The sequence below is a fragment of the Streptomyces sp. NPDC018693 genome, from assembly GCF_044391385.1.
Classification (GTDB): domain Bacteria; phylum Actinomycetota; class Actinomycetes; order Streptomycetales; family Streptomycetaceae; genus Streptomyces.
The window spans coordinates 60,729-85,972 of sequence record NZ_JBIRZZ010000001.1 but is presented as its reverse complement, the minus strand read 5'-3'; the positions used below and the strand labels follow the sequence as shown (position 1 = coordinate 85,972).

Sequence of the window (25,244 nt, the reverse complement as noted above, 5' to 3'; positions counted from 1 at the left end):
ACCCTCCGAGTCTCGACACCTCGAAGGTACCCCCCGGCAGAGCTGGGGCAACGGCGTTCCGCCCTCAAGCCGTTCTTCTCCAGCCTGATCACCCAGGACGACGGAGACCCGACCTACGCCATCGTTCGGGTTCAGTGACGGTCAGGATCCCAACTAGCCGGTGCGGCGGGCCTCGTCGCATTCGGGCCGCATTGCCCGAAACAAAGTAAAGATCAACCGTTTGCGAACCTGATCGGGAGTGGTCTGTACTGTCACACCTCGCCGAACAGGACGATCCCGCTGTATCCGGATGAACCGCTCCGGGGACGCGCTTCTGATCAAAACCAAGAGCGTGGACCATCAGGCAGACCTCGCGATGTGGGCGATGCCGGGCCCGTCGAGTTCGTCGAGGGCCACCCGACGCCCTGAGACGGCCAGCAGCAGGGCAAGCGCAGTGCCTCTGACTTCCGGGCCGGATCCGATCGACAGGTCGGTGTCGTCCACCGCTGTCAGCCGGACACGGGCCGTCAGCTCCTTCGCCCCGCCGAAAGACGCCGGCGTACGGGCCTGCAGGCGCAGCGATCGGGAGACAGCCTCCTGTGGGTAGGAGTGGGCGAGCCCCAACGGCCGGCGGATGTCCTCCCCGTGGACGACCTCCTCGACGATCCGGCTGTCCAGCGGCGCCGGAGGGGTCGACCTCCGCGACGCCACGTGACGAAGCCGATCCAGTGTTTCCTGCGGTGAGGCCCCGCGCTCGCGCTCCACACCGCGTGCGTTCTGACGGTGGAAGTCGAACCGCTCCCGTACGAGTCCGACCACGAAACCAAGGCGTGTCGTGCGAGCTGAGTCGACCAGATGGGCAACCACGTCGTGCACGGTCCACCCTGTGCACAGGGACGGCTTCTCCCACTGCTCGTCATCGAGGTGTGCGAGGTCGGCGATCAGCGCGGCACGCTCCGCATGCACGATCGGCCAGACGTCGTTCTTCATGATTACCCCTTCGCTCAACCACAGAGTCCGCCCACTGGGACTCGCGGCGCGGTGGGAACTCATCGCTCAGCCGGTGTACTGGCTCGCCCGACCGGTCAGGGCTCCTCCGTCTCCGACTCCAGGGACGCGCGGGTCGCGGGGCCGTAGACACCGGACTCCTCGGACAGGACGACGCGGGTGAACTGGTAGGAGCGGACGGCGTTCTCCACGTCGCTGTCGTAGGTTCCGTCTGCGTCGGCGTAGTAGAAGCCGATCTGGCGTAGGCGGAGCTGGAGTTCGGTGACCTCCGGGCCGGTGTCGCCGGGGCGGAGGGTCGGGGGTGGGGTGGGGGTGGTATCGGTCGGGGGTGGGGTGGTGGGGGTGTCGGTGGGGGAGGTTTCGTCGGTTGACTGGGAGGGGGTGGTCGGTGTGGCTGTGGTGGGGGATGGGGCGGGGGTGCCGCTCTGGGAAGGGCTGGGCGCCGGGGAGGATGCGCTCGGGGAGGGGGCCGTGGGGGTGAGGGTCCCGGGTGAGTACGTCGCGTTCGGTATCGGGGCTCTGGCGTTGTCGGGTGCGGTGCTGTGGGAGGGGCTGTCGTAGAGGAGGACCGCGGCGAGGGTGGCCGCGGTGAGGGTGGCCATGGCGAGGGCGACGAGGGCGAGGAGCCGGTTGCGGGCGGCGGGGTGGGGGTGGTGGCCGACCTCGACGTCGCCCTCGGCCGTCCTGTCCCCGCCCGCAGCGCCCATGCGGCTTTCGTCGTCGGGTGCGGGTGGCTCAGCGGGTGGCCCCGCAGGTGGCCCCCCAGGTGGCCCCTGCGGGACGTCCCCGCCATCCACACCCGCAGCCCCGCTCGGCTCCCCCAAGCCATCCGCGTCCGCGCCCCCGCTCGGCCCCGCCAGGCCAACCGCGCCCGCGCCCCCCTCCGGCCCCGCCGAGCCCTCCCCCTCGGCCTCCCCAAGCTCCACGAACGGACGTATCCGTACCGGATCGAAGTCCTCCGCTGCCGCCGCCTGGGCCGTGCGCTCGTTGCGGTGGGCGTTGGAGGCCAGGCGGGGGCAGGCGCAGGTCGGGGTGGAGTCGTGGGCTCGGGGTGCGCCGCATAAGGGGCAGACCCGGCCGGTTTCTTCGCTCATCCGCAGCACCTCTCCATGAGGGCTCCAGATCTTATTCATACTTGAATGAGGAAGTTCCGGTTGGGGTCCGCCCGAGGACTACGACACGGTCACCTCGCAGTGCAGCCGCCGGTCGCGCCCCAACTCCCGTACCGATCCTGTCAGTTGGATGGCCGCCGTGTGGCGGATGTCCGCACTCGACGCCCCCAGCCGCAGCTCCAGCGCCCCAGGCTCCACGACCCGGCGTCCCTCGCGGTCCGTGAAGGCCGAGAGGTCGGCGTGGAAGCCGAAGGTCACCCTGCGTGCCTCTCCCGGGGCCAGCTCCAGGCGCTGGTAGGCGATCAGGCGGATGTCGGGGCGGGTGACGGAGGCGACCGGGTCGTGCAGGTAGAGCTGGACGACCTCGGCGCCGGCGCGCTCGCCCGTGTTGCGGACGGTCACCGAGAGGTCGTAGGAGCCGTCGACGGGGATCCGGGTCTCCGGTTCCGCCGTGAAGTCCTCCCAGGCGAACGCCGTGTAGGAGTGCCCGTGGCCGAAGGGGTACAGCGGCGTCGGGTCCAGGTTGCTGACCTCGCCCGCGAGGCCCAGCGGAGGCTGGAGGTACGTCCACGGCTGGCCGCCGGGCAGGCGCGGGACGCTCACCGGGAGGCGGCCGGAGGGGGTGACGCGGCCCGACAGCACCCCCGCGACCGCCGGGCCGCCCTCCTCCCCCGGGAAGAACGCCTGGACCACCGCGCCGAGGCGGCCGTGCCAGCGGCCGAGCGCGTAGGGGCGGCCGGTGAGGAGGACCAGCACCACCGGGACGCCTGTCGCCACCAGTGCGTCCAGCAACTCGCCCTGCACACCCGGCAGTTCGAGGTCCGTCACATCGCAGCCCTCGCCCGAGGTGCCCCGGCCGAACAGGCCCGCGCGATCGCCGAGGACCGCCAGGCACACATCCGCCTCCGACGCCCGCGCGATCGCCTCCTCGAAGCCCGCCGTCTCCGGGGCGTCGACCCCGCAGCCCTCCGCGAACGTCACCTTGGCGTCGGGGAGTTCGCTGCGCAGGGACTCCAGCAGGGTGGGGATCTCGATGCCCCTGTCCACCTCGGGGTGGTGGGTGAGGACATGGGAGGGGAAGGAGTAGCAGCCGAGCATGGCGAGGGCGTCCGCCGCCCTGGGGCCGACCACCGCGATCCTCGTGTCCGGGGCCAACGGGAGCAGGCCGTCGGGGTTGTCCAGGAGGACCACCGACTCCTCCGCCAGCCGGCGGGCCACCGCGCGGTTCGCCGCCGAGTCCAGGTCCACCGACTCCCCGGCCTCCGGCCGCCAGTCCTCGTCCAGGAGGCCCAGTTCGCACTTCTGGAGCAGCACACGACGCGCCGCCCGGTCGATCAGCTCCGGCGGGACGCGGCCCTCCCGTACGGCCGTCAGCAGCGGGTCGCCGTAGCACTTCAGGGTCGGCAGTTCGACATCGATGCCGGCCTCCAGGGCCAGCCGGGCCGCCTCCGCCGGGCCGCCCGCCACCCGGTGCAGGGTCTGGAGGAAGCCGATGCCGAAGTAGTCGGCGACCACCGTTCCGGTGAAGCCCCACTCGTCGCGCAGCAGGGTCGTGAGCAGTTCGGGGTCCGCCGAGGCGGGGACGCCGTCCCGTTCCGTGTACGCGGCCATCACCGAGCGGGCGCCGCCCTCACGCAGGGCCATCTCGAACGGCGGCAGGGTGACGTCCGCGAACTCGCGGGTGCCGGCGCGGACGGGGGCCAGATTGCGGGCGCCCGCCGAGGAGGCGTACCCGGCGAAGTGCTTGAGGGTGGCGACCACGCCCGTCGACTCCAGGCCGCGGACGTAGGCGGCGCCGACCGTGCCGACCAGGTACGGGTCCTCGCCGATGGTCTCCTCCACCCGACCCCAGCGGGGGTCGCGTACGACGTCCAGGACGGGGGCGAGGCCCTGGTGGACGCCGACCGAGCGCAGGTCGTGGCCGATCCGGCGGGCCATCTCCTCGACGAGCGGCGGATCGAAGGCGGCGCCCCAGGCGAGCGGGACGGGGTAGGCGGTGGCCTTCCAGGCGGTGAAGCCGGCCAGGCACTCCTCGTGGGCGACCGCCGGGATGCCGAAGCGGCCCGCCTCGGCGATCCGCCGCTGGGCGCGGGCCAGCGCGCGGGCGCCCAGCGCCGGGTCCACGGGCGCGGTGCCGAAGGAGCGGGTCAGCTGGCCGAGCCCCCGGGTGATCAGCTCGTCCCAGTCATAGTCGGCGGTCATGTCGTGCTGGTGGGGTGCGACGCCGTCACCGTCGGTCTCGGCGCCCACCCACACGCCGTAGAGCTGGGCGGTCTTCTCCTCCAGCGTCATCCGGGCGAGGAGGTCGTCGACGCGTGCGGCGGCGGGCAGGGCGGGGTCACGCCAGGGGGCGGTGGTCATGAAACTCCAGTTCCCGATCAGTTCCCGATCAGCTTCGTCCGGCTTCGCGTTCAAGGCTTTCCAGTCGGCAATTCGAATGTTTCGTAATACTCTTCGAATGTTCCGGGAACCTATGGCGCCGCACGGGGTTCGTCAAGAGGCCGCGTATGGATACGATCGCGGCCATGACACCCTCCGAGTCCGCTGAAAAGCGGGCGCAGACCGCCACGCTGGCGGAGATCGCCCGTGAGGCCGGCGTCTCGGCGCCGACTGTTTCGAAGGTCCTCAACGGCCGTGCCGATGTCGCGCCCGCGACCCGCAGCCGTGTCGAGGAACTGCTGCGCGCCCACGGCTACCGGCGCCGGCGAGCCGAGGCGACCCGCTCCCCACTGATCGACCTGGTCTTCCACGAGCTGGAGAGCGCCTGGGCGATGGAGGTCATCCGGGGAGTGGAGAACGTCGCCCGGGACGCCGGGCTGAGCGTGGTGCTGAGCGAGAGCGCCGGGCGGCTCACGCCGGGGCGGACCTGGGCCGACCAGGTGGCCGCGCGCCGGCCGCACGGCGTGGTGCTGGTGCTGTCGGGGCTCGACGAGTCGCAGCGGGCGCTGCTGACCAGCCGGTCCATCCCGTTCGTGGTGATGGACCCGGCGGGCGACCCCGGGGCGGACGTGCCGTCCATCGGCGCCACCAACTGGCAGGGCGGGCTCGCCGCCACCCGGCATCTGGTCGAGCTGGGGCACCGGCGGATCGGCGCGATCAGCGGGCCGCCGCAGATGATGTGCAGCCGGGCCCGACTCGACGGCTACCGGGCCGCGCTGGAGACCGCCGGGCTGCCGGTCGACCCCGGGCTGGTCAAGACCGGCGACTTCCACCACGAGACCGGCTACCGGCTCGGCCGCGAGCTGCTCGCCCGCCCCGACCGGCCCACGGCCGTCTTCGCCGGCAACGACCTCCAGGCCCTCGGGCTGTACGAGGCCGCGCGCGAGCTGGGGCTGCGCATCCCGGAGGACGTCAGCGTGGTCGGCTTCGACGATCTGCCGGTGGCCCGCTGGGTGGGGCCGCCGCTGACGACCGTACGGCAGCCGCTGACCGAGATGGCCGAGGCGGCGGCCCGGCTGGTGCTGGAGCTGGGGCGGGCGGCGCCGGAGGAGGCGCAGGCGGCGACCCGGGTGGAGCTGGCGACCAGCCTGGTGGTGCGTACGAGCACGGGGGCGCCGCCGCTGGCCGGAAGTTGACGTATTGACGGGTGTGGTGGGCGGCCCCACACTCCTCCGAAGTCAATCGGTTGCACGGCCGAAACTTTCGGAACTTTCGGAGGCACCCGCAATGAGATCCTCCAGCACCGACACGAGACCCTCCAGCATCGTCACAGGACCCGCCAGCACCTCCCTGCGAGCGCGGCTGGCCGCGCTGGGCACGGGCGTCGCCGCCGTCGCGGCGCTCCTCACCGCCGGCGCCGGCCCCGCCCAGGCCGCCGACGAGCCCCTGCGCGACCTGGCCGCCGCCAAGGGCAGGACCGTCGGCACGGCCGTCACCGGGTCCAAGCTCACCGGCACCTACGGCGACATCGCCGGCCGGGAGTTCAGCTTCCTCACCCCGGGCAACGCCATGAAGTGGGGCTCGGTCGAGCCCACCCGGGGCAACTTCGACTGGGCCGAGGCCGACCAGATCGTGGCCTTCGCCGAGGCCCACGACCAGGAGGTGCGCGGCCACACCCTGGTCTGGCACAGCCAGAACCCGAACTGGCTGACCAACGGCAGCTGGACGCCCGCCCAGCTCAGCACCCTGCTCCAGGACCACATCAACACCGAGATGGGCCGCTACAAGGGCCGCATCGCCGCCTGGGACGTGGTCAACGAGCCCTTCAACGAGGACGGCACCTACCGGCAGACCCTCTGGTACGACGGCCTCGGCACGGACTACATCGCCGACGCCCTGACCTGGGCCCGGGCCGCTGACCCGGACGCCAAGCTCTACATCAACGACTACAACGTCGAGGGCGTCAACGCGAAGTCCACGGCCCTGTACAACCTGGTCAGGTCCCTGAAGGAGCGCGGCGTCCCGATCGACGGGGTGGGCCTCCAGGCCCATCTGATCCTCGGCCAGGTGCCGTCGAGCATGCAGCAGAACATCCAGCGCTTCGCCGACCTCGGCCTCGACGTGGCGATCACCGAGCTGGACATCCGGATGCAGCTGCCCGCCGACAGCGCCAAGCTCGACCGGCAGAAGGCCGACTACAAGGCGGTCACCGCCGCGTGCATGGCCGTCAGCCGCTGTGTGAACCTCACCGTGTGGGGCTTCACCGACTCCGACTCCTGGGTCGACAGCACCTTCCCGGGCTACGGGGCGGCGACACCGTACGACGCGGACTACGCGCCGAAACCGGCGTACGACGGGATCGTCGAAGCGCTCGGCGGCACGACCACCCCGCCGCCGACGGGCGACGGCTGCAAGGCGACGTACCGCGTCACCAACCAGTGGAACTCCGGCTTCACCGGTGAGGTGCGGATCGACTGCTCGGGCGGCTCGCTGTCGTCCTGGCGGGTGGGCTGGACCTTCGGGGCCGGGCAGCAGGTCACGCAGGCGTGGAACGCGAGCTGCAGTCAGTCCGGCGCGGCGGTGGCCTGCTCCAACGCCTCGTACAACGGGACTGTCCCGGACGGCGGTTCGGTGACGTTCGGGTTCAACGCGTCCTGGAGCGGCAGCAATCCGGTGCCGACCGTGACACTGGGCTAATCGTTCACTCATAAACCGGACGTACGTTTGTTGTTGTGACGCGACGCGCAGAGCACGGCGACAACGCGAGAAGAGCGGGCCGGCGGTCCGGAGCGCACCTCGGAGCGCTGAAGGCCGTCGGCCTCACCCTGGTGAGCCTCCTGGTGCTGGGCCTCGGGGCCGGGGGCTGGGTCTACTGGCACCTCAACGGCAACATCAAGAGCGTCGACATCGACCAGGCGCTGGGCGACGACCGGCCGGCCAGAGCCATGGTCACCCCGTCGCCGACGGGCACGGAGCCGGCCGTGCCGCTGCCCACGGAGGCCCTCAACATCCTGGTCCTGGGATCCGATTCGCGGGACGGCGAGGAGAACGAAGAACTGGGCGGCGGCGAGGGCGGGGGCGGGGCCCGGTCCGACACGGCGATGGTCGTCCACATCGACGCCGGGCGCTCCGCCGGGACCGTCGTCAGCATTCCGCGCGACACCCTGGTCACCCGGCCGTCCTGCCCGCTGCCCGACGGGAGGTCCACGGCGGTGGCCTACGGCGCGATGTTCAACAGCGCCTACGCGGTGGGCGGTCCGGTGTGCGCGGTCAAGACGGTCGAGTCGCTCACGAACGTCCGCATGGACCACTACATCGAGCTGGACTTCGCGGGCTTCGCCCGGCTCGTCGACGCGCTCGGCGGCGTCACCGTCACCACACCGGCCGACATCGACGACGAGGACAGCCACCTCCGCCTGGCCGCCGGCACCCACCACCTCGACGGCAGGACGGCCCTCGCCCTGGCCCGTACCCGCCACGGCATCGGCGACGGCAGCGACCTCGGCCGCATAGAGCTGCAGCACACCCTGGTGAAAGCCCTGCTGGACCGGATCTCCACCACCAGCCTCCTGACCAGCCCGACCCGCCTGTACGAGCTCGCCGACGCGCTCACCGACAGCCTCACGACGGACACCGGACTCGACTCCCTGAGCGAACTGATGGAGCTGGGCGAGAGCCTGCGGGACCTGACGACGGACTCCATGACGACCCTGACCATGCCGGTCGTCCCGGCCGCCTCCGACCCCAACCGGGTGGTGGCGCGGGAGCCGGCGGCGGCTGAGCTGTGGGCGTCGCTGCGCTAGCAGCCCGGGACATTCGCTCCAGTCGCCGGCTGACGCGTGGAGCCGTCCCACACCGCCCGACACCGCCGGGCCGATCGGCGCCGGCCGCTCACCCGACCGACTCGAACCGCCACCGATGCACCGGTCGGCTCACCAACTCCCCCACCGGGTCGGGTAGTTCCGGCAGCTCCGCGTCGAGGTCCGCGTCCCACCAGGTGATGACGAGGACCCGGTCCTGTGGCGCCCGAAACGTCTCCCGGCGCAGGGGCGGCGCGGCCAGCGCCTGCTCGCGGGCCCAGGCCAGGAGAGCCTCGCCCCGGCCCTCGGCCGCCCGTGCCTCCCACATCAGCGCGACCGTCATCAGTACAGGTTCTCCTTGCTGACCTCGTGGACGTGGTCGTGCCCGTTCCCCGGCACATGCGGGTCGGTCACCGGCAGCGAGGAGTCCGCCGACAGCTCCCAGTCGGACGCAGCCCGCCCCCGCGCGACCATCTCCGCGCCCAGCGCCGCCACCATCGCCCCGTTGTCCGTGCACAGCTTGGGCCGCGGCACCCGCAGCCGGATCCCGGCCCGCTCGCAGCGCTCCTCGGCCAGCGCCCGCAGCCGCGAGTTGGCCGCGACCCCGCCGCCGATCATCAGATGGTCGACGCCCTCGTCCTGGCAGGCCCGTACGGCCTTCCGGGTCAGCACGTCCACCACCGCCTCCTGGAAGGAGGCCGCCACATCACGCACCGGCACCTCCTCCCCCGCCGCCCGCTTCGCCTCGATCCAGCGGGCCACGGCCGTCTTCAGGCCGGAGAAGGAGAAGTCGTACGCCGGGTCGCGCGGCCCGGTCAGACCGCGCGGGAAGGCGATCGCCTCCGGGTCGCCCTCGCGCGCGTACCGGTCGATGACCGGACCGCCGGGGAAGCCCAGGTTGAGCACGCGCGCGATCTTGTCGAACGCCTCACCGGCCGCGTCGTCGATGGTCGAGCCCATCGGCCGTACATCGGAGGTGATGTCGGACGACAGCAGCAGCGACGAGTGCCCGCCGGACACCAGCAGCGCCATCGTCGGCTCCGGCAGCGGCCCGTGCTCCAGCTGGTCCACGCAGATGTGCGAGGCCAGGTGGTTCACGCCGTACAGCGGCTTGCCCAGCGCGTAGGCGTACGCCTTCGCCGCCGACACCCCGACCAGCAGCGCACCGGCGAGCCCGGGGCCGGCGGTGACGGCGATGCCGTCCAGGTCCCGGGCCGTCACCCCCGCCTCCTTCAGCGCACGGTCGATGGTCGGCACCATCGCCTCCAGATGGGCCCGGGAGGCCACCTCCGGGACGACCCCGCCGAAGCGGGCGTGCTCGTCGACACTGGACGCGACGGCGTCGGCCAGCAGGGTGGTGCCGCGCACGATGCCGACGCCGGTCTCGTCACAGGAGGTCTCGATCCCCAGGACCAGGGGTTCGTCAGCCATTGATCTCGGTTCCCTCTACGCCGTTCACGGATGTCGCAGGGTCGGTCAGTCGCATCACCAGGGCGTCCACGTTCCCCGGCTGGTAGTAGCCGCGCCGGAAGCCGATGGGCTCGAAGCCGAAACGCTCGTACAGCTTCTGTGCGCGCACGTTGTCGACGCGGCATTCGAGCATCACCTCGGCGCACTCGAACTCCGTCGCCGCCCGCAGCAGCTCGGTGAGCAGCCGCGCGCCGAGCCCGGTGCCCCAGTGGTCGCGGGCGACGGCGATGGTCTGTACGTCGCCGACCGCACCGGAGCCGCTGTCGGACGCGGTACCGGAGGTGGCGAGCCCGGCGTACCCGACGACCCGGTCGGAGGGATCCTCGGCGACGAGGTACCGCCGCGTCGCCTCCGGGCCGCGCGAGTGCGCCAGCTCGGACCAGAACATGCCGCGGGACCAGGCGTCCTCGGGAAAGAGGGCCTTCTCCAGGGCCAGCGCGGGGTCGATGTCCCACCAGCGCATCTCACGCAGGCGGTAAGTGGTGGCGGTGGCGGTCACTTCGGCGTGACCACCTTGTAGTTCTTGGGGACCTGGGCGTCCGGCCGACGCAGGTACAGCGGTCGGGCGGCGGCCAGTTCCTCCCCCGCCGCGAGCTTCTCGGCGGCGAGCTTGGCCAGCGCGGCGGCGGACACGTGCTCCGGCTCGTGGACGGCCGGGAAGGTGTCCGGATACAGCAGCGCCCCGGCGCCGACGGCGGGCAGCCCCTCGACCCGGTCGGCGATGTCGGCCGGCCGGTCCACAGCGGGCCCGGTCAGCCGGGTCCGTGAGTCGGCGTAGGTCGCCCAGTAGACCTCCTTGCGCCGGGCGTCGGTCGCCACGACGAAGGGGCCGTCGAGGTCGGCGGCGTAGGCGAGCCCGTCGAGCGTGCACACGCCGTGCACGGGCACCCCGAGCGCGAGCCCGAAGGTGTCGGCGGTCATCAGCCCGACACGCAGCCCGGTGTACGGGCCGGGGCCGACGCCTACGACGATCCCGGTCACGGCGTCGAGTCTCAGCCCCGCCTCGGCGAGGACGCGGTCCACGGCCGGCAGCAGCAGCTCACCGTGCCGGCGGGCGTCCACCTGGCTCGACGAGGCGACGACGTCCGTACCGTCGTGCAGCGCGACGGTGACGGCGGGGGTGGCGGTATCCAGAGCGAGCAAGAGCACGCGAACAGCCTACGGCGCCGCAGGGCGCCGGACAGCCGCGCAGGTCGGCTACACAGCTGCTGCTAACGTCGGCGCAAAACGGACGTACTACGCGATTCAGAGGTGGGTGCGGGTGGCAAGCAGCAGCTCGGGGTGCGTGGCCGGGCTCACCGCGGCGGCCCTGGCCACGGTCGCCTTCCTCGCCTGGCAGGCGTCGGCGAACGCGCCCGCGCGGCTGGCCGACGTGACGGTCGGCAAGCCTGTGAGCGCGTCCGAGGCGCCGCGCGACCAGCGGAACCCGGACACGCCGCCGGACGGCTCCGGCACGGGCCGGCGGGTCGTGTACTCGGTGGACGACGACCGGGTGTGGCTGGTCGGCGCCGACGGCAAGGTGCGGCGGACCTTCCGGGTGACGCCCGGCACGATCGATCCGGCGCCGGGGAGCTACACGGTGACCTCGCGGTCGGTCGCGGTCACGGGCACCGACGGTACGCCGGTGGAGCACGTGGTCCGCTTCACCAGCGTCGGCGGGCTCTCCATCGGGTTCAGCGCGGCGGTGGACGGGTCCATGGCGGGGCCCCCGCGGTCGGTCAGGACCGGTGCGATCCGGGAGGCGCGGGAGGACGGAGCGGCGATGTGGGACTTCGCGACGATCGGGCAGCGGGTTGTGGTGGTCCGTTAGCTATAGCTAGGCGCTGCGCGGGAGGCGCCCGGTCGTGTCGTCCTTCGGGTGCGGGAGCGTCGTGGCTGGTCGCGCAGCTCCTCGCGCCCCCTGTGCCGTGGGCGCGGTAGCGCGCGGCGGCCTGGACACCGCGTCCGCCGCCGCGCACGACGCCAGCAGTTCGCTCATGGAGACGGCGGAGGGAGCGGTCATGGACGCCTCCTGGAGGTCGGGGCGGTCGGTCGCAGCCGGGTGCACCTGGTTAGGTAAACCTAACCGCGAGCTGGATACCATATGACCACGCCCGGTGCGCCCGGCGCAATGTTTTCCCGACAGCCTGTCGGAACCTCAGGCGGCGAGCGCGCTCAGATCCACCGCCGCCCAGCGCTCCCCGATCCCGGTCAGCGTCACCCGCCGCACCTCGTCGGTGGTGTCCCCGACGGCCCGGTGGATGACGACCTGGAGCCGTTCCTCGGTCAGCTCCTCGACCTTGCCCTCGCCCCACTCCACCACGATCACCGAGTCGGGCAGCGACACGTCGAGGTCGAGGTCCTCCATCTCGTCGAGCCCACCGGACAGCCGGTAGGCGTCGACGTGGACCAGCGGCGGGCCGCCCCCGAGGGACGGGTGCACGCGGGCGATCACGAACGTCGGCGAGGTGACCGCCCCCCGCACGCCGAGCCCCTCCCCGAGCCCGCGCGTCAGCGTCGTCTTGCCCGCGCCGAGCTCCCCGCTCAGCATCACGAGGTCCCCGGCGCGCAGCAGCTTGGCGAGCCGGCGGCCCAGTTCTCGCATCTGCTCGGGGGAGGTGACGGTGATCTCGGCGTCCGCCGATGTTGCGTTCTCTTCCATCGTCACTCACTTGCAGTAGTACACTGGTCACGCCCCGCAAGGGGTCGGTCCGGGCTGGACCGCAGCCGAAGGCTGGAAGCCACTTCCGTCAGGAGGAGGCGGAGTCACAGCCCCCAACCGTAGCCGTGTTGGTGGGCATCGCCCCGGCGCGGGCGAGCAGATCGGCGAGGCGGTCGGTGACGACGGCCGGGTGCTCCAGCATGACCAGATGCCCGGCGTCCGGCACCAACACCAACTCGGCGCCCGGCAAGCTGTCGGCGATCGCCTCGCTGTGCTCGCTCGGCGTCACCAGGTCGCCGATCCCGGCGAGCACCAGCACCGGCATGTCGTTGAAATGGGCGAGCGCCTCGGTCTTGTCGTGGTCGGTGAAGGCCGGGTAGAACTCGGCGACCACGTCGATCGGCGTGCCCTCGATCATCCGCTCCGCGAACCGCGCGACGGCCGGGTCCACGTCCCGCGAGGCGAACGAGTACCGCTTGATGATCCCGGCGAACAGATCGGCGGTCGCCCGCCGCCCCTTCTCCACCAGCGCCGCCTGCTGCCCGAGCGCCCGCAGCACCCCCGGCAGCACCCGCCGCACCGCGTTGACCCCGGCGACCGGAAGCCCGAAGTTGACCTCGCCGAGCCGCCCGGACGACGTACCGACGAAGGCGGTCGCGACCACGCGTTCCCGGATCAGCTCGGGATACTGCGCGGCCAGCGCCATGACGGTCATCCCGCCCATGGAGTGCCCGACGAGCACGATCGGTCCCTCCGGCACGGCCGCGTCCAGCACGGTCTTCAGATCCCGTCCCAGCCGGTCGATCGTCACCGGCTCCCCGTCGCGCTCCGCCGCCCGCTCGGACCGCCCGTGGCTGCGCTGGTCCCAGTGCACGGTCCGTACGACACCCCGCAGGGCGGCCCGCTGGAAGTGCCAGGAGTCCTGGTTGAGGCAGTAGCCGTGGCTGAAGACGACGGTGACCGGAGCCGGGGTCTTTCGCCCGAACAGCCGCCGCCGGCGTCCGCCGAGCGGCGCGTCCGGGTCCACCTCGTCGACCTCGTAGTACAGCTCGGCGCCGTCGTCGGCGTACGCCTTGCCGGGCGTGCCGCGCAGCGCGCCGAACGGGCCGGCGGAGTCCAGCGCGAGCCGCGCCTTCTGCCGCATCCCGCGGCCCACGGTCATCCGCTCGATGGCCACACCGGCCGCCGCGCCCGCGGCGATCACGCCTATCGCGGCGCCCGCGATCCCGGTCGCCCGGCGCCAGCCGCCCGCCCCCGCGGCGGAGGCGGCGGCGACGGCCGCCTCGGCGGCACCCGCCACTGCCTCCGCACTGCTCTCGCTCACGTACCGCTCCTCTTGACCGCTGAAGTCCTACCGGCGAGTTACCCCTCTGGTCCCTCGTTCACATAAACACGTTCACACAGCTGCGTTCACCGGACGCATCCACCGGACGCACTGACCGAACACACCGACCCGATGCACTGACCGACGCATTCACATGGACGCATTCATATAGACGCGGGGAACCCGTGGACCGATGCGGGTGACGATCTCGTACCCGATGGTGCCCGCCGCCTGCGCCCAGTCCTCGGCGGTCGGCTCGCCCCGGTCGCCCGGCCCGAACAGCACCGCCTCGGCGCCCGGCGCGGGCTCGTCGCCGCCCAGGTCGACCACGAACTGGTCCATCGCGATCCGCCCGGCGACGGTCCGCCACTTGCCGCCGACCAGCACCGGCCCCGTCCCGGAGGCATGCCGCGGCACACCGTCCGCGTATCCCAGCGGGACCAGGCCGAGGGTCGTCTCGCCGGACGTGGTGTACAGGTGCCCGTAGCTCACCCCGTGCCCGCCCGGGGCGTGCTTGACCAGGGCGAGCGAGGCGGTCAGCGTCATGACCGGGCGCAGCCCCAGGTCGGCGGGGCTGCCGAGGGCGGGCGCGGGCGACAGGCCGTACATGGCGACACCGGGCCGCACCAGGTCGAAGTGGGTCTCCGGGAGCGTGAGTGTGGCGGGCGAGTTGGCGATGTGCCGGACCTCGGGCCGTACGCCCCGCTGCTCGGCGTGCGCGACCATCTCCCGGAAGCGGCCGAGCTGGAGGGCGATGGACGGATGCCCCGGCTCATCGGCGCAGGCGAAGTGCGACCACAGGCCGGTGACGCGGAGGAGACCTTCGGCCTCCGCCCGCAGGGCCTCGCCGACCAGTTCGTCCCACTCGTCGGGCTGGCACCCGTTGCGCCCGAGACCGGTGTCGGCCTTGAGCTGCACACGCGCCGCCCGCCCGGCCTGCCGGGCCCCCTCGATGACCTCCCGCAGCGCCCACATCCCGCTCACGGACACATCGAGATCCGCCTCGACGGCCTCCCGCCAGGGCCCGCCGGGCGTCCACAGCCAGCACATGATCCGCACGGCCGCGGGAATCCCGGTGTCCGCCCGCACCGCGAGGGCCTCCTCGGGTGTGGCGGTCCCGATCCAGGTCGCCCCGGCCTCGACCGCCGCCCGGGCGCACGGCAGCGCCCCGTGACCGTACCCGTCCGCCTTCACCACGGCCATGAACGCCGCCCCGGGCGCCTTGGCGCGCAGGGTACGCACATTGGCCCGCAGCGCGCCCAGGTCGATCTCGGCGCGGGCACGCGGTGGCTCGCTGGTCGGTCGTGCAGTCTCAGTCATCGCGCCCAGTGTCTCAGAGCCCCTCACCCACACCTCGACCGCAGTCACCGGCGAGCCCCAGGCCCGCCCCAGCCCACCCGCCGCCTTCACCCCGTCCACCGCCTTCACCCCGTCCGCCGCCTTCAGCCCGTCCGCTGTCTTCAAGGCCCGTCCGGCGTTTGAGGACGAGGCCCGTTCAGGGCCGACGGGGGTCCAGGGGGCGGAGCCCCCTGGCGGGGTCGAAGGGGCGGAGCCCCTGGGGAGGGGAACGGGTAAGGGCGGCGGGGGCGAAAACCCGACGGCCACTCACCCCCGCACGTCCCGCCAGGCCCGCCCCACCGCCTCCGCCACGTCCTGGGCCCCCACCGGCGCCCCCTCGGCAGCGAAGCGCCCCGCGAGCCCGTGGAGATACGCGGCGGCGCTCCCCGCGTCCCGCGCCGGGAGCCCGGCGGCGAGCAGGGACCCGGTGAGCCCGGAGAGCACATCCCCGCTCCCGGCCGTGGCCAGCCAGGGCGTCCCCGTGGCGTTCACCCGCACCGGCTCCCCGTCCGATTCCCCACCCGGCTCCCCACCCGGCTCCCCACCGGGCTCCGCCACCAAGGTCGTCGCCCCCTTCAGCAACACCGTCGCCCCGTACATCCCCGCCAGCTCCCGCACCGCGGCCAGCCGCCCCGCCTCCACCTGCTCCCGCGACACCCCGAGCAGCGCGGCGGCCTCCCCGGCGTGCGGCGTCATCAGCGTCGGCGCCGTACGCCCCCGTACCGCCGCCCGGTCGGCGAGCCGCAGCCCGTCCGCGTCGATCAGCACCGGCACCTCCTCCGCCACCACCTCGGCCACGGTCCCCGCGTCGTCCCCGGCCCCCGGCCCCACCACCCACGCCTGCACCCGCCCGGCCCGCCGGGGCCCCTGGTCCGACACCAGCGTCTCGGGAAACCGCGCGATCACCGCGTCCGCGGCCGGCCCCACGTACCGTACGGCCCCCGCCCCGCCCCGCAACGCCCCGGCGACGGCGAGCACAGCGGCCCCCGGATACCGCGCCGACCCGGCGGCGATCCCCACCACACCCCGCCGGTACTTGTCGCTCTCGGCCCCCGGCACCGGCAGCAACCGCGCCACATCCGCGTGCTGCAACGCCTCCAGCTCGGCCGCCGCACCGGACAGCTCCAGCCCGATGTCCACCAGCCGCACCACCCCCGCGTACTCCCGCGCCGGATCGACCAGCAGCCCCGGCTTGTACGTCCCGAAGGTCACGGTCAGATCGGCCCGTACGGCAGCCCCGAGCACCTCCCCGCTGTCCGCCTCGACCCCGCTGGGCAGATCCACGGCGACCACGGCGGCCCGCGACACGGCGGCACACTCGGCCAGGGCGGCGGCGTCGGGCCGCAACCCGCCCTTCCCCCCGATCCCGACAATCCCGTCGACGACGAGATCGGCCCGCCGAATGGCCCCTTCGGCGGCATCACCTCCGACCATCACGGCGCCCCCGGCCCGCCGAAGCGCCGCCAGCCCCCCGGCATGCGTCCGCTCGGGTGACAGCAGCACCGCCCCCACCCCGGCCCCCCGCCGCGCCAGCCGAGCTCCGGCGTACAGCGCGTCACCCCCGTTGTCCCCGCTCCCCACCAGCAGCACAACCCGCCGCCCGTACACCCGCCCCAGCAGCTCGGCACAGGCAGCCGCCAGCCCAGCGGCGGCCCGCTGCATCAACGCCCCTTCCGGAAGCCGAGCCATCAGCTCCCGCTCAGCGGCCCGTACGGTCTCGACGCGATAGGCAGTACGCATGAAACCCAGTCAAACACCAACTCCCCAGGGGCGCGGGACTGTATCGATATGCGGCTTCGCCGCGTGGGCGCGATCAACCACGAACGACCCGCACCCGAAGCACGGCGCTGCTACCCCTCCGCGATCACCACAGCGGAAGCGACCCCCGCGTCATGGCTCAACGACACATGCCAGCTCCGCACCCCGAGCTCCTCGGCCCGAGCCGCCACGGTCCCCCGCACCCGCAACCGAGGCCGCCCACTGTCCTCGACGAAAACCTCCGCGTCGGTCCACAACAACCCCGCCGGCGCTCCCAGCGCCTTCGCCAACGCCTCCTTCGCCGCGAACCGGGCCGCCAGCGAGGCGACCCCCCGCCGCTCCCCGCTCGGCAGCAGCAACTCCCTCTCCACGAACAACCGCCGCGCCAGCCCGGGCGTCCGCTCCAGCGACGCCTCGAACCGCTCGATCTCGGCGACGTCGATACCAACCCCGATGATGCTCATGCCGAGCACCCTACGACCGCAGTCACCCCCTGGGCTCAGACCAGCAGGTCCTTGTAGTAGAAGCTCGCCTTCTTGTCGGTCTGGCTGAGGGATTCCTCGGAGCCGAAGCCGATGTGGAGGCGGACGGCGGCGGGGTTGGCCATGTCGGGGATCTGGATGGCCAGACCTTCCGGCTCCCGGTAGAACAGGCTGTTGGCGGCGTTGCTCCAGCGGCGTTCGTAGACGATGCCGGTGTTCCAGTCGACGGAGGTCAGGTAGGTGTTGCTGTCGCTGGTCCGGTTGCCGCTCGTGTCGTAGGTGTACGCGGTGCCGTCGAGGGTGTACAGGTACTGGCCCAGGCTGGTGTAGCCCTGGAAGACGGGCCCGGTGAGCACGGCGGGCTGGTCGATGGTGGCCAGCGGGATGAACGTACCGGCCTTGAAGGTGGCGAGGTCGTACAGGCTGTACTTGAAGCCGCCGCTGATCCGGTACCGGTGCACCAGGCGGTTGTTCACCGGGTCGATGGCGACCGTGTTGTTGGTCGACCCCGGCGCCGGATCGAACCGCGTGACCTGGTACGCGTCGGGCGTCAGTACGGCCCCGTTGGCGAACTTGAACCGCGCGATCTTCGTACCGAAGCCGTTGTTGCTGCCGTCGGGCCGGGAGTCGGTCTCGGTCCACAGATAGGCGCTGTTGCCGGAGGGCTCGACGCCGATGGAGACGCCGTGGCCGAAGCCCCTCAGATACATCCGGCCGATGATGTAGCCCTGCCAGTCGAGCCGGGTGATGCACAGATCACCGTTGGTGGAGCGCTCGGTGCCGGTGTAGGTCCGGGTCTCGCCGGGGAGCATGCGGCCGGCCTGCACCAACTGCGCGGTGTAGAGGTGCTTGTTGGTGTTGTCGAAGCCGAAGGACTGCAGGATCCGCGTCTCGCTCAGCAGGATCTCGCGGAGCCATTTGTCCGAGCCGTCGGTGAGGTCGAACCGCTTGGAGCCGGGCACGGCGGCGGACGCGGTGCCGGCCTGGGTGAGGACCAGTGAGCCCGTGAGGGCGGCGGCCGTCAGCCCGCAGGCTCGTCGGAGTAGCTGGCGTCGGCTCGGACCGGACGTCTCGCCGTTCATCTGCCTCGGGCCCCTTCGCTTGACCTGTGCGCGCGGTGATGTGACGCAGGATTGAACCACTTCCCCGCCCCTTCGCACCAGCGTGCGTTTGCCCAGCTCAGCGCATGGTTCCCCATCCGGTTAAACGATGATCAACATCACACGCATAAGGGGACTGTAAAGGGTGATTCCGGCTGATCACCCCGTTTTGCGGGACTGTTCATACCTCGCCGACTGCGCTTAACGTGCCGCTTTGATCCGGCCTCTGAGCAGCCGTTATTCCACCGGCACCGCGACGTCACGGCCGGTTCGCTCTGCTGTCACGCCGGGACGGGGTCCCGGCTTCGTCTGGTTGGGGATGGTCCGTGCGACGCACGCGCAGACAGGGGAAGGCGACGCCCTGGGCGTTGGCCATGGCGATGGCGGCCACTGTGCTGGCCGCCGTCCCGGTAGCCGAGGCCACGGCCGCGGTCGAGTCGGCGAAGCCGAAGCCGCCCGCGAACGTCCCCGCCCGGCAGGCCGGCGACATCTCCAAGGACGAGGCGGCCGAGCCGACCCGGACCAGGCCGGTCCGCCCGAAGTGGCCCAAGGCCGCCCAGGCACGCATCTCGCTCTCCGGCCTCACGGCGGGCAGGTCGGCCCCGGTCATCCCGTCCACCGGCGGCAAGGCCACCGTCCAGGTCGGCCCGGCCCCCGCGTCGGCCATGGCCCGCTCCCAGTCGTCGCTGCTCACCCCCGCCCCCCGGGATGTCGACGTCAAGGTCCTCGACCGCGCCCAGCTGAAGTCGTCCGGCGGCGTCGGCGTGGGCGTCCAGGTCACCCGGCGCGACGGCACCGGCACCCCCGGCCCGGTCCGGATCTCCCTCGACTACTCCGACTTCAAGTACGCCCACGGCGGCAACTTCGCCTCCCGCCTGCGCCTGGTCGCCCTGCCCGCCTGCGCCCTGACGACCCCCAAGGCCAAGGGCTGCTCCCCGGACAACCCCAAGTCCGTGCCGATCACCAATGACACGGACGGCGACACCATCACGGCCACCGTCCAGGCGGACGGCGACCCGGACGCCGGCGTCTCCCTGATCGAGTCGAACGGCTCGGCCGTGTCGAAGTTCCAGTCGACGCAGTCCTTCGCCGCCGCCTCCGAGTCCGGCACGGTGTACGCGCTGGCGTCGGGCTCCTCGTCGGACGCGGGTGACTACCGGGCCTCGTCGCTGAAGCCGTCAGGTACCTGGGACGTCTCGACTGGCTCCGGCGCGTTCACGTACGACCTCCCGATCCAGGCCCCCAAGCCTCCTACGGGCCCGGCGCCCTCCCTCTCCCTGTCGTACAACTCCCAGTCGGTGGACGCCATGACGTCGTCCCAGAACACCCAGGCCAACTGGGCGGGCCTCGGCTGGGAGCTGGACGGCGTCGGCTTCATCGAGCGCCGATACCGCGGCTGCCAGGACGACGGCACCGGCACCGGCTGGGTCGGCGACCTGTGCTGGGACTCGCCGAACACGGAGCTCGAACCCAACGGCGCGATATACGTCATCAGCTTCAACGGCGTGACGTCGACCCTCGTCCAGGACGGCAACGGCACCGGCTCGTACCACGTCCAGGACGACCCGGGCTGGCGTGTGCAGCACCTCACGGGCGGACACGGCTCGGACGACGAGTACTGGGTCATCTCCACCCAGGACGGCATGCGCTACTACTTCGGCTGGGGCCGCTCGGAGCGCAACAACACCGCCACGAACTCGGTCCTCACCGTCCCCGTCTTCGGCAACAACCAGGGCGAGCCGGGCTACAACGGCGGCGTCGGCGTCATGACGCAGGCGTACCGCTGGCAGCTCGACCGCGTCGTCGACCCCAACGAGGTGGAGAGCGCCTACTTCTACGAGAAGGAGCGCAACCACTACCGCTCGGTACTCCTGGCCGACCAGGCCCGCGCCTACGACGCCGCCGCGTACCCGGTACGCATCGAGTACGGCTGGGCCTCCCAGATCCCCGGCGCCCAGCTGCCCGCCAAGGTCGACCTGCGCTATGTCGGCCGCTGCGTGGAGCGCATGGCCGACAAGGACCCCCTGTCCAGTGAACCGGCGGCCTGCCCGGCCATCTCCTCCAACCCGGACTCGTACCCGGACGTCCCCACCGACCTGATGTGCGACGGCACGAACGCCGACAACGGCTGCCGCACCATCACCGGCGAGACGTATTCCCCCACTTTCTTCTCGACGAAGATGCTGTGGGACGTCAAGACCTTCGTCCGGGACAACGACGCCTCGCCCTGGGCCCCGGCGATGCAGTACCAGATGAAGTACGGCCTGCCCAACCCCGAGGGAGTGATCGACGCCAACCTCTGGCTCGACTACGTCCAGCGCAAGGGCTACGGCGACGGCCCCGACATCACCCTCCCCACCATCAACATCAACGGCGAGTGGCGGGACAACCAGCTCGGCAGCGGCGTCCTCAACTTCCGCCGTGTCACCCAGATCCACGGCGACCTCGGCTCCTTCGTCAACGTCACGTACCGCCCGTACGACGCCCAGGACGCCTGCGACATCAACAACCTGCCGACGGAGTCCGACAACACCAAGGCGTGCTTCAAGCAGAAGTGGGTACCCGAGGGCTCCACCACGGAGAAGACAGGCTGGTTCAAGAAGTACGTCGTGTCGCAGGTCAGCGTCGACCCGGGCCCCGGCGCGGGCTCCGGCCACGACGGCGACCCGGTGATGACCACGACGTACGACTACGTCGGGAAGCCCGCCTGGGCCTTCCCCAACGACCCCCTCACCAAGGACGAGGACGAGTCCTGGACCGAGTGGCGCGGCTACCAGCAGGTCGAGGTCCACACCGGCACCAAGTCCAACGCGGCCTCCACCTACTACTGGCTGTACCGCGGCATGGACGGCGACCGCACCTCCAAGACCGACCCGACCGCCAAGCGCAGCGTCACGGTCGACGACGGCGACAGCGGCCGCCCGCCGGTCACCGACTCCGCCTGGCTGAAGGGCCTGACCCTGGAGACCAGCGACCGCGACGGCTCCGGCCAGTCCCACAGGCGCGTCTGGCACGAGTACTGGGTCCACAACACCGCCCAGTACCAGGGCCTGCCCGACGCCCGTTTCGTGCGCGAGTCGAAGGTGACGACGCACGAGAAGACCTCCACGGGTTGGCGCGAGCACATCGTCAAGGACGAGTACGACACGGCCGAGCCCGCCAGCACCAAGTACGGCCTCCCCCTGCGCACCAACGACTGGGGTCTGTCCGACACGGCCGACAACCGCTGCACCACGTACGGCCGCGCCTACAACACGGACTACTTCCCCAACTCCCCGGTCCAGCGCTGGATGGTCCTCCCCGACGAGACCCGCCACTACGCGGCCGACTGCGCCAACCGGGCGTCGACCAACCAAGACGCCTACACGGTGACCCTGTACGACGGCGCCACCTCCGTCGCCACCAACAAGCCGGTCGACGGCAACGCCACCGAGGTACGCGCTTACACCGACGCCACCAACTACCGCCGCACGACGGCCACGTACGACCAGGGCGGCCGCCGGATCACCGCAACGGACGGCAAGGGCAGGACCACCACGACGACGTACTCACCGGCGACGTCCTGGCCGATCAACGGCGTGAAGGTGACCACCCCCGATCCCGACGGCACCACCGCCGGAGCCGGACCGCAGTCCACCACCACCTGGTACTCCCGCCTGTGGGGAACCCCGTACCGGATCCTGAACGCCAACAACCAGACGGCCCGCATCGTGCACGACTCCGTGGGCCGCGTCTCCCAGGTGTTCAAGCCCTCCCGGATCGCCGCCTACCCCGACGGCACGCCGTCCATCGCGTACGACTACACGATCACCGTGTCGGACAACAGCGCGGGCGTTCCCGATCTGGTGTCGACCGTTCCGCCGAAGATCACGACCCGGACGCTGCTGGAGTCCAGCGGGAAGACCGCGACCTCCTACGAGTACTTCGACGGCCTCGGCCGCACGCGCGAGACGCAGGCCCCGGCACCGACCGGCACCGGACGGACCGTCGTGTCGACCCGCTACGACACCTCGGGCAACGTCACCGGCACATCCGCGCCGTTCTACAACACGGGTGCCGCGGGCTCGGGCATGGTCCTGCCGACCGTGGCCGACCTGCCCTCCTACACCGACCTGATCATCGACTTCGCGGGACGGACCACAGAGTCCCGGATCCTGGTGAAGGGCAAGGCCCAGAGCCAAGGCCAGACACGCGTCAACTACCACGGCGACTACACGACCACGACGCCCGCCGCCGGTGAGCGCACGAACACCTACTACGACGTGTTCGGTCAGATCAGCCGGGTCGTCGAGTTCGGCCCGTCCACGTACTCGACGTACTACGACTACACCCGCAAGGGTCTCCTCTCGAAGATCACCGACTCCAAGGGCAATACCACCACCTACACGTACAACTGGCTCGGCGAGCGCATCGGCGGCAAGGACCCCGACAGCGACCCGAACGGCATCGCGGCCACCACCTACGACGCCAACGGCAACGTCGAGACCGTCAAGGACGGCAACGGCACCGTCCTGACACACACGTACGACGCCCTGAACCGGCCGCTGACCGTGCAGAACGGGTCGACGGTGCTGACCCGCAACACGTACGACACGGCGACGCGCGGCATCGGCAAGCCGGCCACCTCGACCTCGTACTCGGGTGGCTACGCCTACACCAGCACCGTCACGTCGTACGACGTCGACGGCCACGCCACCGAGACGCAGACGACGATCCCCACAGACGGAAGCGGACTGCAGGGCACCTACACGACGGCCTACACCTACAACGCGGGCGACCAGCAGACCAGCGTCACCTACCCGGCCGTCGGGGACCTGCCGGAGGAGATCGTCACCACGGTGTACGACACCCTCGGCAACCCCGAGAAGCTCACCAGCAACCTCAACGGCACGGTCTACGTCGACTCCACCGGCTTCGACAGCCTCGGCCGCCTGACCGACCGCACCTACGGCAGCACGGCCACGACCGGCACCACCGCCCGTCGCACGTACACCTACGACGACGCCAACGGCACCGGCTGGCTGACGAACATCACCACGACCACGAGCACGAAGGGCGCCGTCCAGAACGACGACCACCTCCGCGACAACGCGGGCCGGCTCACCGACCTGACGGACCGTCTCACCGGCCAGCACGAGTGCTTCACCTTCGACGAGCTGAACCGCCTCACCCGGGCCTGGACCACGGCGGCGACGACCGGCTGTGCCGGACCCTTCGCCCCCGACCTGGCCACCGGCCAGGACCCCTACCAGTTGGACTACGGCTACGACGGCATCGGCAACCTGCAGAAGGTCACCAGGACCACGGCCACCGGCAGCAGCGTCCGCGACTACGTCTACCCCGGCTACTCCGCCGACCAGTCGACGTACACCGCCGGCGCCGCCCGCCCCCACGCCGTCTCCACGATCAAGACGCCCATCGGCACGGACGCGTACACCTACGACGACGCCGGCCGGCTGCTGAGCCGCACCGTCGACGGGAAGACGACCGACCTCGTCTGGAACGCCCTGCACCAGGTCACCGCGACCAACGGGGCCACCACGACGGGCTACGTCTACGACGCCGCCGGCACACTTCTGCTGCGCACCTCACCGAACGAGAACGTCCTCTACCTCTCGGGCCACGAGGTCCACAAGAAGTCCGGCTTCGGCCCGAAGGCCACGCGCTACTACAGCGTGGGCGGCGCGGTCGTCGCCTCGCGTACGGCGGTGGACCCGACCACCAGCAAGCTGAGCTGGCTCATGTCCGACGAGCAGTCGTCGACCCAGCTGACCGTGGACGCGGCCACCGGCACCCCGTCGCGCCGCCGCTACCTGCCCTTCGGCGCCCAGCGCGGCGACACGGCGCTGCCCGCCGGCACCGACCGCGGTTTCCTCGGCAAGCCCGAGGACGACACGACGGGCCTGTCCATCCTGGGCGCCCGCATGTACGACGCGTCCCTCGGCCGCTTCCTCAGCCCGGACCCGGTGGCCACGCCGTACGCACCGCAGAACCTCAACGCCTACTCGTACTCGGCGAACAATCCCATCGCCTTCATGGATCCCAGCGGGCTGTCCGGTGAGCCCGTGGGGAGGAGGGTTGGGAAAGTCGACAGATCCAAGAAGATGGCAGCGGCCAAGCGCGCGAGGGCTCATGCACGGGCAGTGGTGCATGGCGCGGGCTCGGTCAGCGACGGGTCTGGTGGCGGCTACGCCCAGGAGAAGAACTACGGCGACGCGGATCTCGCCAAGCAGCTCGCCGAGGCCAGACTCGCCCATATGCGTCAGGGGGCCTACGGAATCGCGGCTGAAATCGACTTCGCCGGTGACGCCCGGTTCAACCACTGCATGGGCACGATCGGCAACAGAGCGACCTGTAACGGGATCGAAGAGCTCCACGAGTTCAAGCTGTGGAACAAGGTGAGAGACGCCGCGTTCAACATCGACGAATCCTGGGCGAGCGAGGGGACACGCAGAGAGAACAACGGCTTCGGATTCTCGGACAAGGAGTACGAGACGGCCATCTTCCTCGCCGTGCAGGGGATGAAGGTGATGTCGCGGGACGACACCGACGGACGCGGCGACGCCTGGGTCGACGAAAAGAGGTCCGAGTTCAAGGCTCCGACCTCACGGAACGCGGTCCAGCAGCGAGTCAAGAAGGCGCACAAGCAGGGAGTCGACGCGGTCTTCCTGGACGTCCGAGGAACCGACCTGGACAAGGACACGGTCGAGGGCGCTGTGAGAGGGCAGGTGCGATCCTTCTCCAACGGGCCGAACTTCAAGGAAGTATGGTCCATCCACGGGGAACCCGGCGGAGCCTTCACCGGATACGTTTACCACCAGTTCTATCAGATATACGGACAGTAGTTACGACC

At 71.3% G+C, this 25,244-nt stretch carries 19 protein-coding genes; 5 read left to right on the top strand and 14 right to left on the bottom strand.

Going from position 1 to position 25,244, the window contains the following annotated elements; genetic code table 11:
• Positions 1–339: 339 nt before the first annotated feature.
• From ACH5AC_RS00475 to ACH5AC_RS00465, 3 genes are all read right to left on the bottom strand, one after another.
• On the bottom strand, positions 340–969 hold the full coding sequence (locus ACH5AC_RS00475) for a maleylpyruvate isomerase family mycothiol-dependent enzyme (protein WP_398859285.1): 630 nt from the start codon (positions 967–969) through the stop codon (positions 340–342).
• 95 nt (positions 970–1,064) lie between these two features.
• Positions 1,065–1,694: a peptidoglycan-binding protein gene (locus tag ACH5AC_RS00470; protein WP_398859284.1), complete on the bottom strand. Its 630-nt coding sequence runs from the start codon at positions 1,692–1,694 to the stop codon at positions 1,065–1,067.
• Positions 1,695–2,159: 465 nt separating this feature from the next.
• A complete protein-coding gene (locus tag ACH5AC_RS00465; protein WP_398859283.1) occupies positions 2,160–4,460 on the bottom strand; it encodes a glycoside hydrolase family 3 N-terminal domain-containing protein in 2,301 nt (766 codons plus the stop codon).
• 164 nt (positions 4,461–4,624) lie between these two features.
• On the opposite strand from ACH5AC_RS00465, the gene ACH5AC_RS00460 reads away from it, so the two are divergent.
• The 3 genes from ACH5AC_RS00460 to ACH5AC_RS00450 all read left to right on the top strand — a co-directional run bounded on the left by ACH5AC_RS00460 (position 4,625) and on the right by ACH5AC_RS00450 (position 8,281).
• Positions 4,625–5,674: a LacI family DNA-binding transcriptional regulator gene (locus tag ACH5AC_RS00460; protein ID WP_398859281.1), complete on the top strand. Its 1,050-nt coding sequence runs from the start codon at positions 4,625–4,627 to the stop codon at positions 5,672–5,674.
• A 91-nt stretch (positions 5,675–5,765) separates the two neighbouring features.
• Positions 5,766–7,175, top strand: coding sequence for an endo-1,4-beta-xylanase (locus ACH5AC_RS00455; protein ID WP_398859280.1), 1,410 nt, complete (start codon positions 5,766–5,768; stop codon positions 7,173–7,175).
• Between the two features lie 35 nt (positions 7,176–7,210).
• Positions 7,211–8,281, top strand: a complete 1,071-nt coding sequence (locus ACH5AC_RS00450; RefSeq protein WP_398859279.1) for an LCP family protein — start codon at positions 7,211–7,213, stop codon at positions 8,279–8,281.
• An 88-nt stretch (positions 8,282–8,369) separates the two neighbouring features.
• On the opposite strand, the gene ACH5AC_RS00445 is transcribed toward ACH5AC_RS00450, so the two are convergent.
• From ACH5AC_RS00445 to tsaB, 4 genes are read right to left on the bottom strand one after another with little or no spacing between them, the layout of a single operon-like run.
• Positions 8,370–8,621 (bottom strand): hypothetical protein, encoded by a 252-nt coding sequence (locus ACH5AC_RS00445; RefSeq protein WP_398859278.1) that lies wholly within the window; start codon positions 8,619–8,621, stop codon positions 8,370–8,372.
• Positions 8,621–9,709, bottom strand: a complete 1,089-nt coding sequence (tsaD, locus tag ACH5AC_RS00440; protein ID WP_398859277.1) for a tRNA (adenosine(37)-N6)-threonylcarbamoyltransferase complex transferase subunit TsaD — start codon at positions 9,707–9,709, stop codon at positions 8,621–8,623. Before tsaD ends, ACH5AC_RS00445 begins: the two co-directional genes overlap by 1 nt.
• Positions 9,702–10,211, bottom strand: coding sequence for a ribosomal protein S18-alanine N-acetyltransferase (gene rimI, locus ACH5AC_RS00435; protein WP_398860040.1), 510 nt, complete (start codon positions 10,209–10,211; stop codon positions 9,702–9,704). Before rimI ends, tsaD begins: the two co-directional genes overlap by 8 nt.
• A 32-nt stretch (positions 10,212–10,243) precedes the next feature.
• Complete coding sequence (tsaB, locus tag ACH5AC_RS00430; protein ID WP_398859276.1) at positions 10,244–10,897, bottom strand: tRNA (adenosine(37)-N6)-threonylcarbamoyltransferase complex dimerization subunit type 1 TsaB; 654 nt, start codon at positions 10,895–10,897, stop codon at positions 10,244–10,246.
• 112 nt (positions 10,898–11,009) lie between these two features.
• Between tsaB and ACH5AC_RS00425 the strand changes: the two genes are divergently transcribed.
• The gene (locus tag ACH5AC_RS00425; RefSeq protein ID WP_398859275.1) at positions 11,010–11,558 is read left to right on the top strand and encodes a hypothetical protein; all 549 of its coding nucleotides are present in this window, start codon (positions 11,010–11,012) and stop codon (positions 11,556–11,558) included.
• Positions 11,559–11,564: 6 nt separating this feature from the next.
• Here the strand turns inward: ACH5AC_RS00425 and ACH5AC_RS00420 are convergent, their stop codons facing one another.
• The 7 genes from ACH5AC_RS00420 to ACH5AC_RS00390 form a co-directional block, all read right to left on the bottom strand.
• The gene (locus tag ACH5AC_RS00420; protein WP_398859274.1) at positions 11,565–11,750 is read right to left on the bottom strand and encodes a hypothetical protein; all 186 of its coding nucleotides are present in this window, start codon (positions 11,748–11,750) and stop codon (positions 11,565–11,567) included.
• Positions 11,751–11,885: 135 nt separating this feature from the next.
• Positions 11,886–12,389, bottom strand: a complete 504-nt coding sequence (gene tsaE, locus ACH5AC_RS00415) for a tRNA (adenosine(37)-N6)-threonylcarbamoyltransferase complex ATPase subunit type 1 TsaE (protein ID WP_398859273.1) — start codon at positions 12,387–12,389, stop codon at positions 11,886–11,888.
• Between the two features lie 88 nt (positions 12,390–12,477).
• Entirely contained in the window at positions 12,478–13,713 is a 1,236-nt protein-coding gene (locus ACH5AC_RS00410) for an alpha/beta fold hydrolase (protein WP_398859272.1), read from the bottom strand.
• 150 nt (positions 13,714–13,863) lie between these two features.
• Positions 13,864–15,033 carry an alanine racemase gene (gene alr, locus ACH5AC_RS00405; RefSeq protein WP_398859271.1) on the bottom strand — a complete coding sequence of 390 codons (1,170 nt, stop codon included), beginning with the start codon at positions 15,031–15,033 and terminating at the stop codon, positions 13,864–13,866.
• A 285-nt stretch (positions 15,034–15,318) separates the two neighbouring features.
• Complete coding sequence (locus ACH5AC_RS00400; RefSeq protein ID WP_398859270.1) at positions 15,319–16,791, bottom strand: NAD(P)H-hydrate dehydratase; 1,473 nt, start codon at positions 16,789–16,791, stop codon at positions 15,319–15,321.
• Between the two features lie 110 nt (positions 16,792–16,901).
• Positions 16,902–17,273 (bottom strand): holo-ACP synthase, encoded by a 372-nt coding sequence (locus ACH5AC_RS00395; RefSeq protein WP_398859269.1) that lies wholly within the window; start codon positions 17,271–17,273, stop codon positions 16,902–16,904.
• 35 nt (positions 17,274–17,308) lie between these two features.
• Positions 17,309–18,373 carry a Tat pathway signal sequence domain protein gene (locus ACH5AC_RS00390; RefSeq protein WP_398859268.1) on the bottom strand — a complete coding sequence of 355 codons (1,065 nt, stop codon included), beginning with the start codon at positions 18,371–18,373 and terminating at the stop codon, positions 17,309–17,311.
• 344 nt (positions 18,374–18,717) lie between these two features.
• On the opposite strand from ACH5AC_RS00390, the gene ACH5AC_RS00385 reads away from it, so the two are divergent.
• Positions 18,718–25,236: an RHS repeat-associated core domain-containing protein gene (locus tag ACH5AC_RS00385; RefSeq protein ID WP_398859267.1), complete on the top strand. Its 6,519-nt coding sequence runs from the start codon at positions 18,718–18,720 to the stop codon at positions 25,234–25,236.
• The last annotated feature ends 8 nt before the right edge of the window (positions 25,237–25,244 follow it).

What these genes read in the sequence shown, in the direction of transcription:
- ACH5AC_RS00475 (WP_398859285.1), bottom strand. Translation starts at nt 969, where the DNA reads ATGAAGAACGACGTCTGGCCGATCGTGCATGCGGAGCGTGCCGCGCTG.
- ACH5AC_RS00470 (WP_398859284.1), bottom strand. Translation starts at nt 1,694, where the DNA reads ATGGGCGCTGCGGGCGGGGACAGGACGGCCGAGGGCGACGTCGAGGTC.
- ACH5AC_RS00465 (WP_398859283.1), bottom strand. Translation starts at nt 4,460, where the DNA reads ATGACCACCGCCCCCTGGCGTGACCCCGCCCTGCCCGCCGCCGCACGC.
- ACH5AC_RS00460 (WP_398859281.1), top strand. Translation starts at nt 4,625, where the DNA reads ATGACACCCTCCGAGTCCGCTGAAAAGCGGGCGCAGACCGCCACGCTG.
- ACH5AC_RS00455 (WP_398859280.1), top strand. Translation starts at nt 5,766, where the DNA reads ATGAGATCCTCCAGCACCGACACGAGACCCTCCAGCATCGTCACAGGA.
- ACH5AC_RS00445 (WP_398859278.1), bottom strand. Translation starts at nt 8,621, where the DNA reads ATGACGGTCGCGCTGATGTGGGAGGCACGGGCGGCCGAGGGCCGGGGC.
- tsaD (WP_398859277.1), bottom strand. Translation starts at nt 9,709, where the DNA reads ATGGCTGACGAACCCCTGGTCCTGGGGATCGAGACCTCCTGTGACGAG.
- rimI (WP_398860040.1), bottom strand. Translation starts at nt 10,211, where the DNA reads ATGCGCTGGTGGGACATCGACCCCGCGCTGGCCCTGGAGAAGGCCCTC.
- ACH5AC_RS00420 (WP_398859274.1), bottom strand. Translation starts at nt 11,750, where the DNA reads ATGACCGCTCCCTCCGCCGTCTCCATGAGCGAACTGCTGGCGTCGTGC.
- tsaE (WP_398859273.1), bottom strand. Translation starts at nt 12,389, where the DNA reads ATGGAAGAGAACGCAACATCGGCGGACGCCGAGATCACCGTCACCTCC.
- alr (WP_398859271.1), bottom strand. Translation starts at nt 15,033, where the DNA reads ATGACTGAGACTGCACGACCGACCAGCGAGCCACCGCGTGCCCGCGCC.
- ACH5AC_RS00400 (WP_398859270.1), bottom strand. Translation starts at nt 16,791, where the DNA reads ATGCGTACTGCCTATCGCGTCGAGACCGTACGGGCCGCTGAGCGGGAG.
- ACH5AC_RS00395 (WP_398859269.1), bottom strand. Translation starts at nt 17,273, where the DNA reads ATGAGCATCATCGGGGTTGGTATCGACGTCGCCGAGATCGAGCGGTTC.
- ACH5AC_RS00390 (WP_398859268.1), bottom strand. Translation starts at nt 18,373, where the DNA reads ATGAACGGCGAGACGTCCGGTCCGAGCCGACGCCAGCTACTCCGACGA.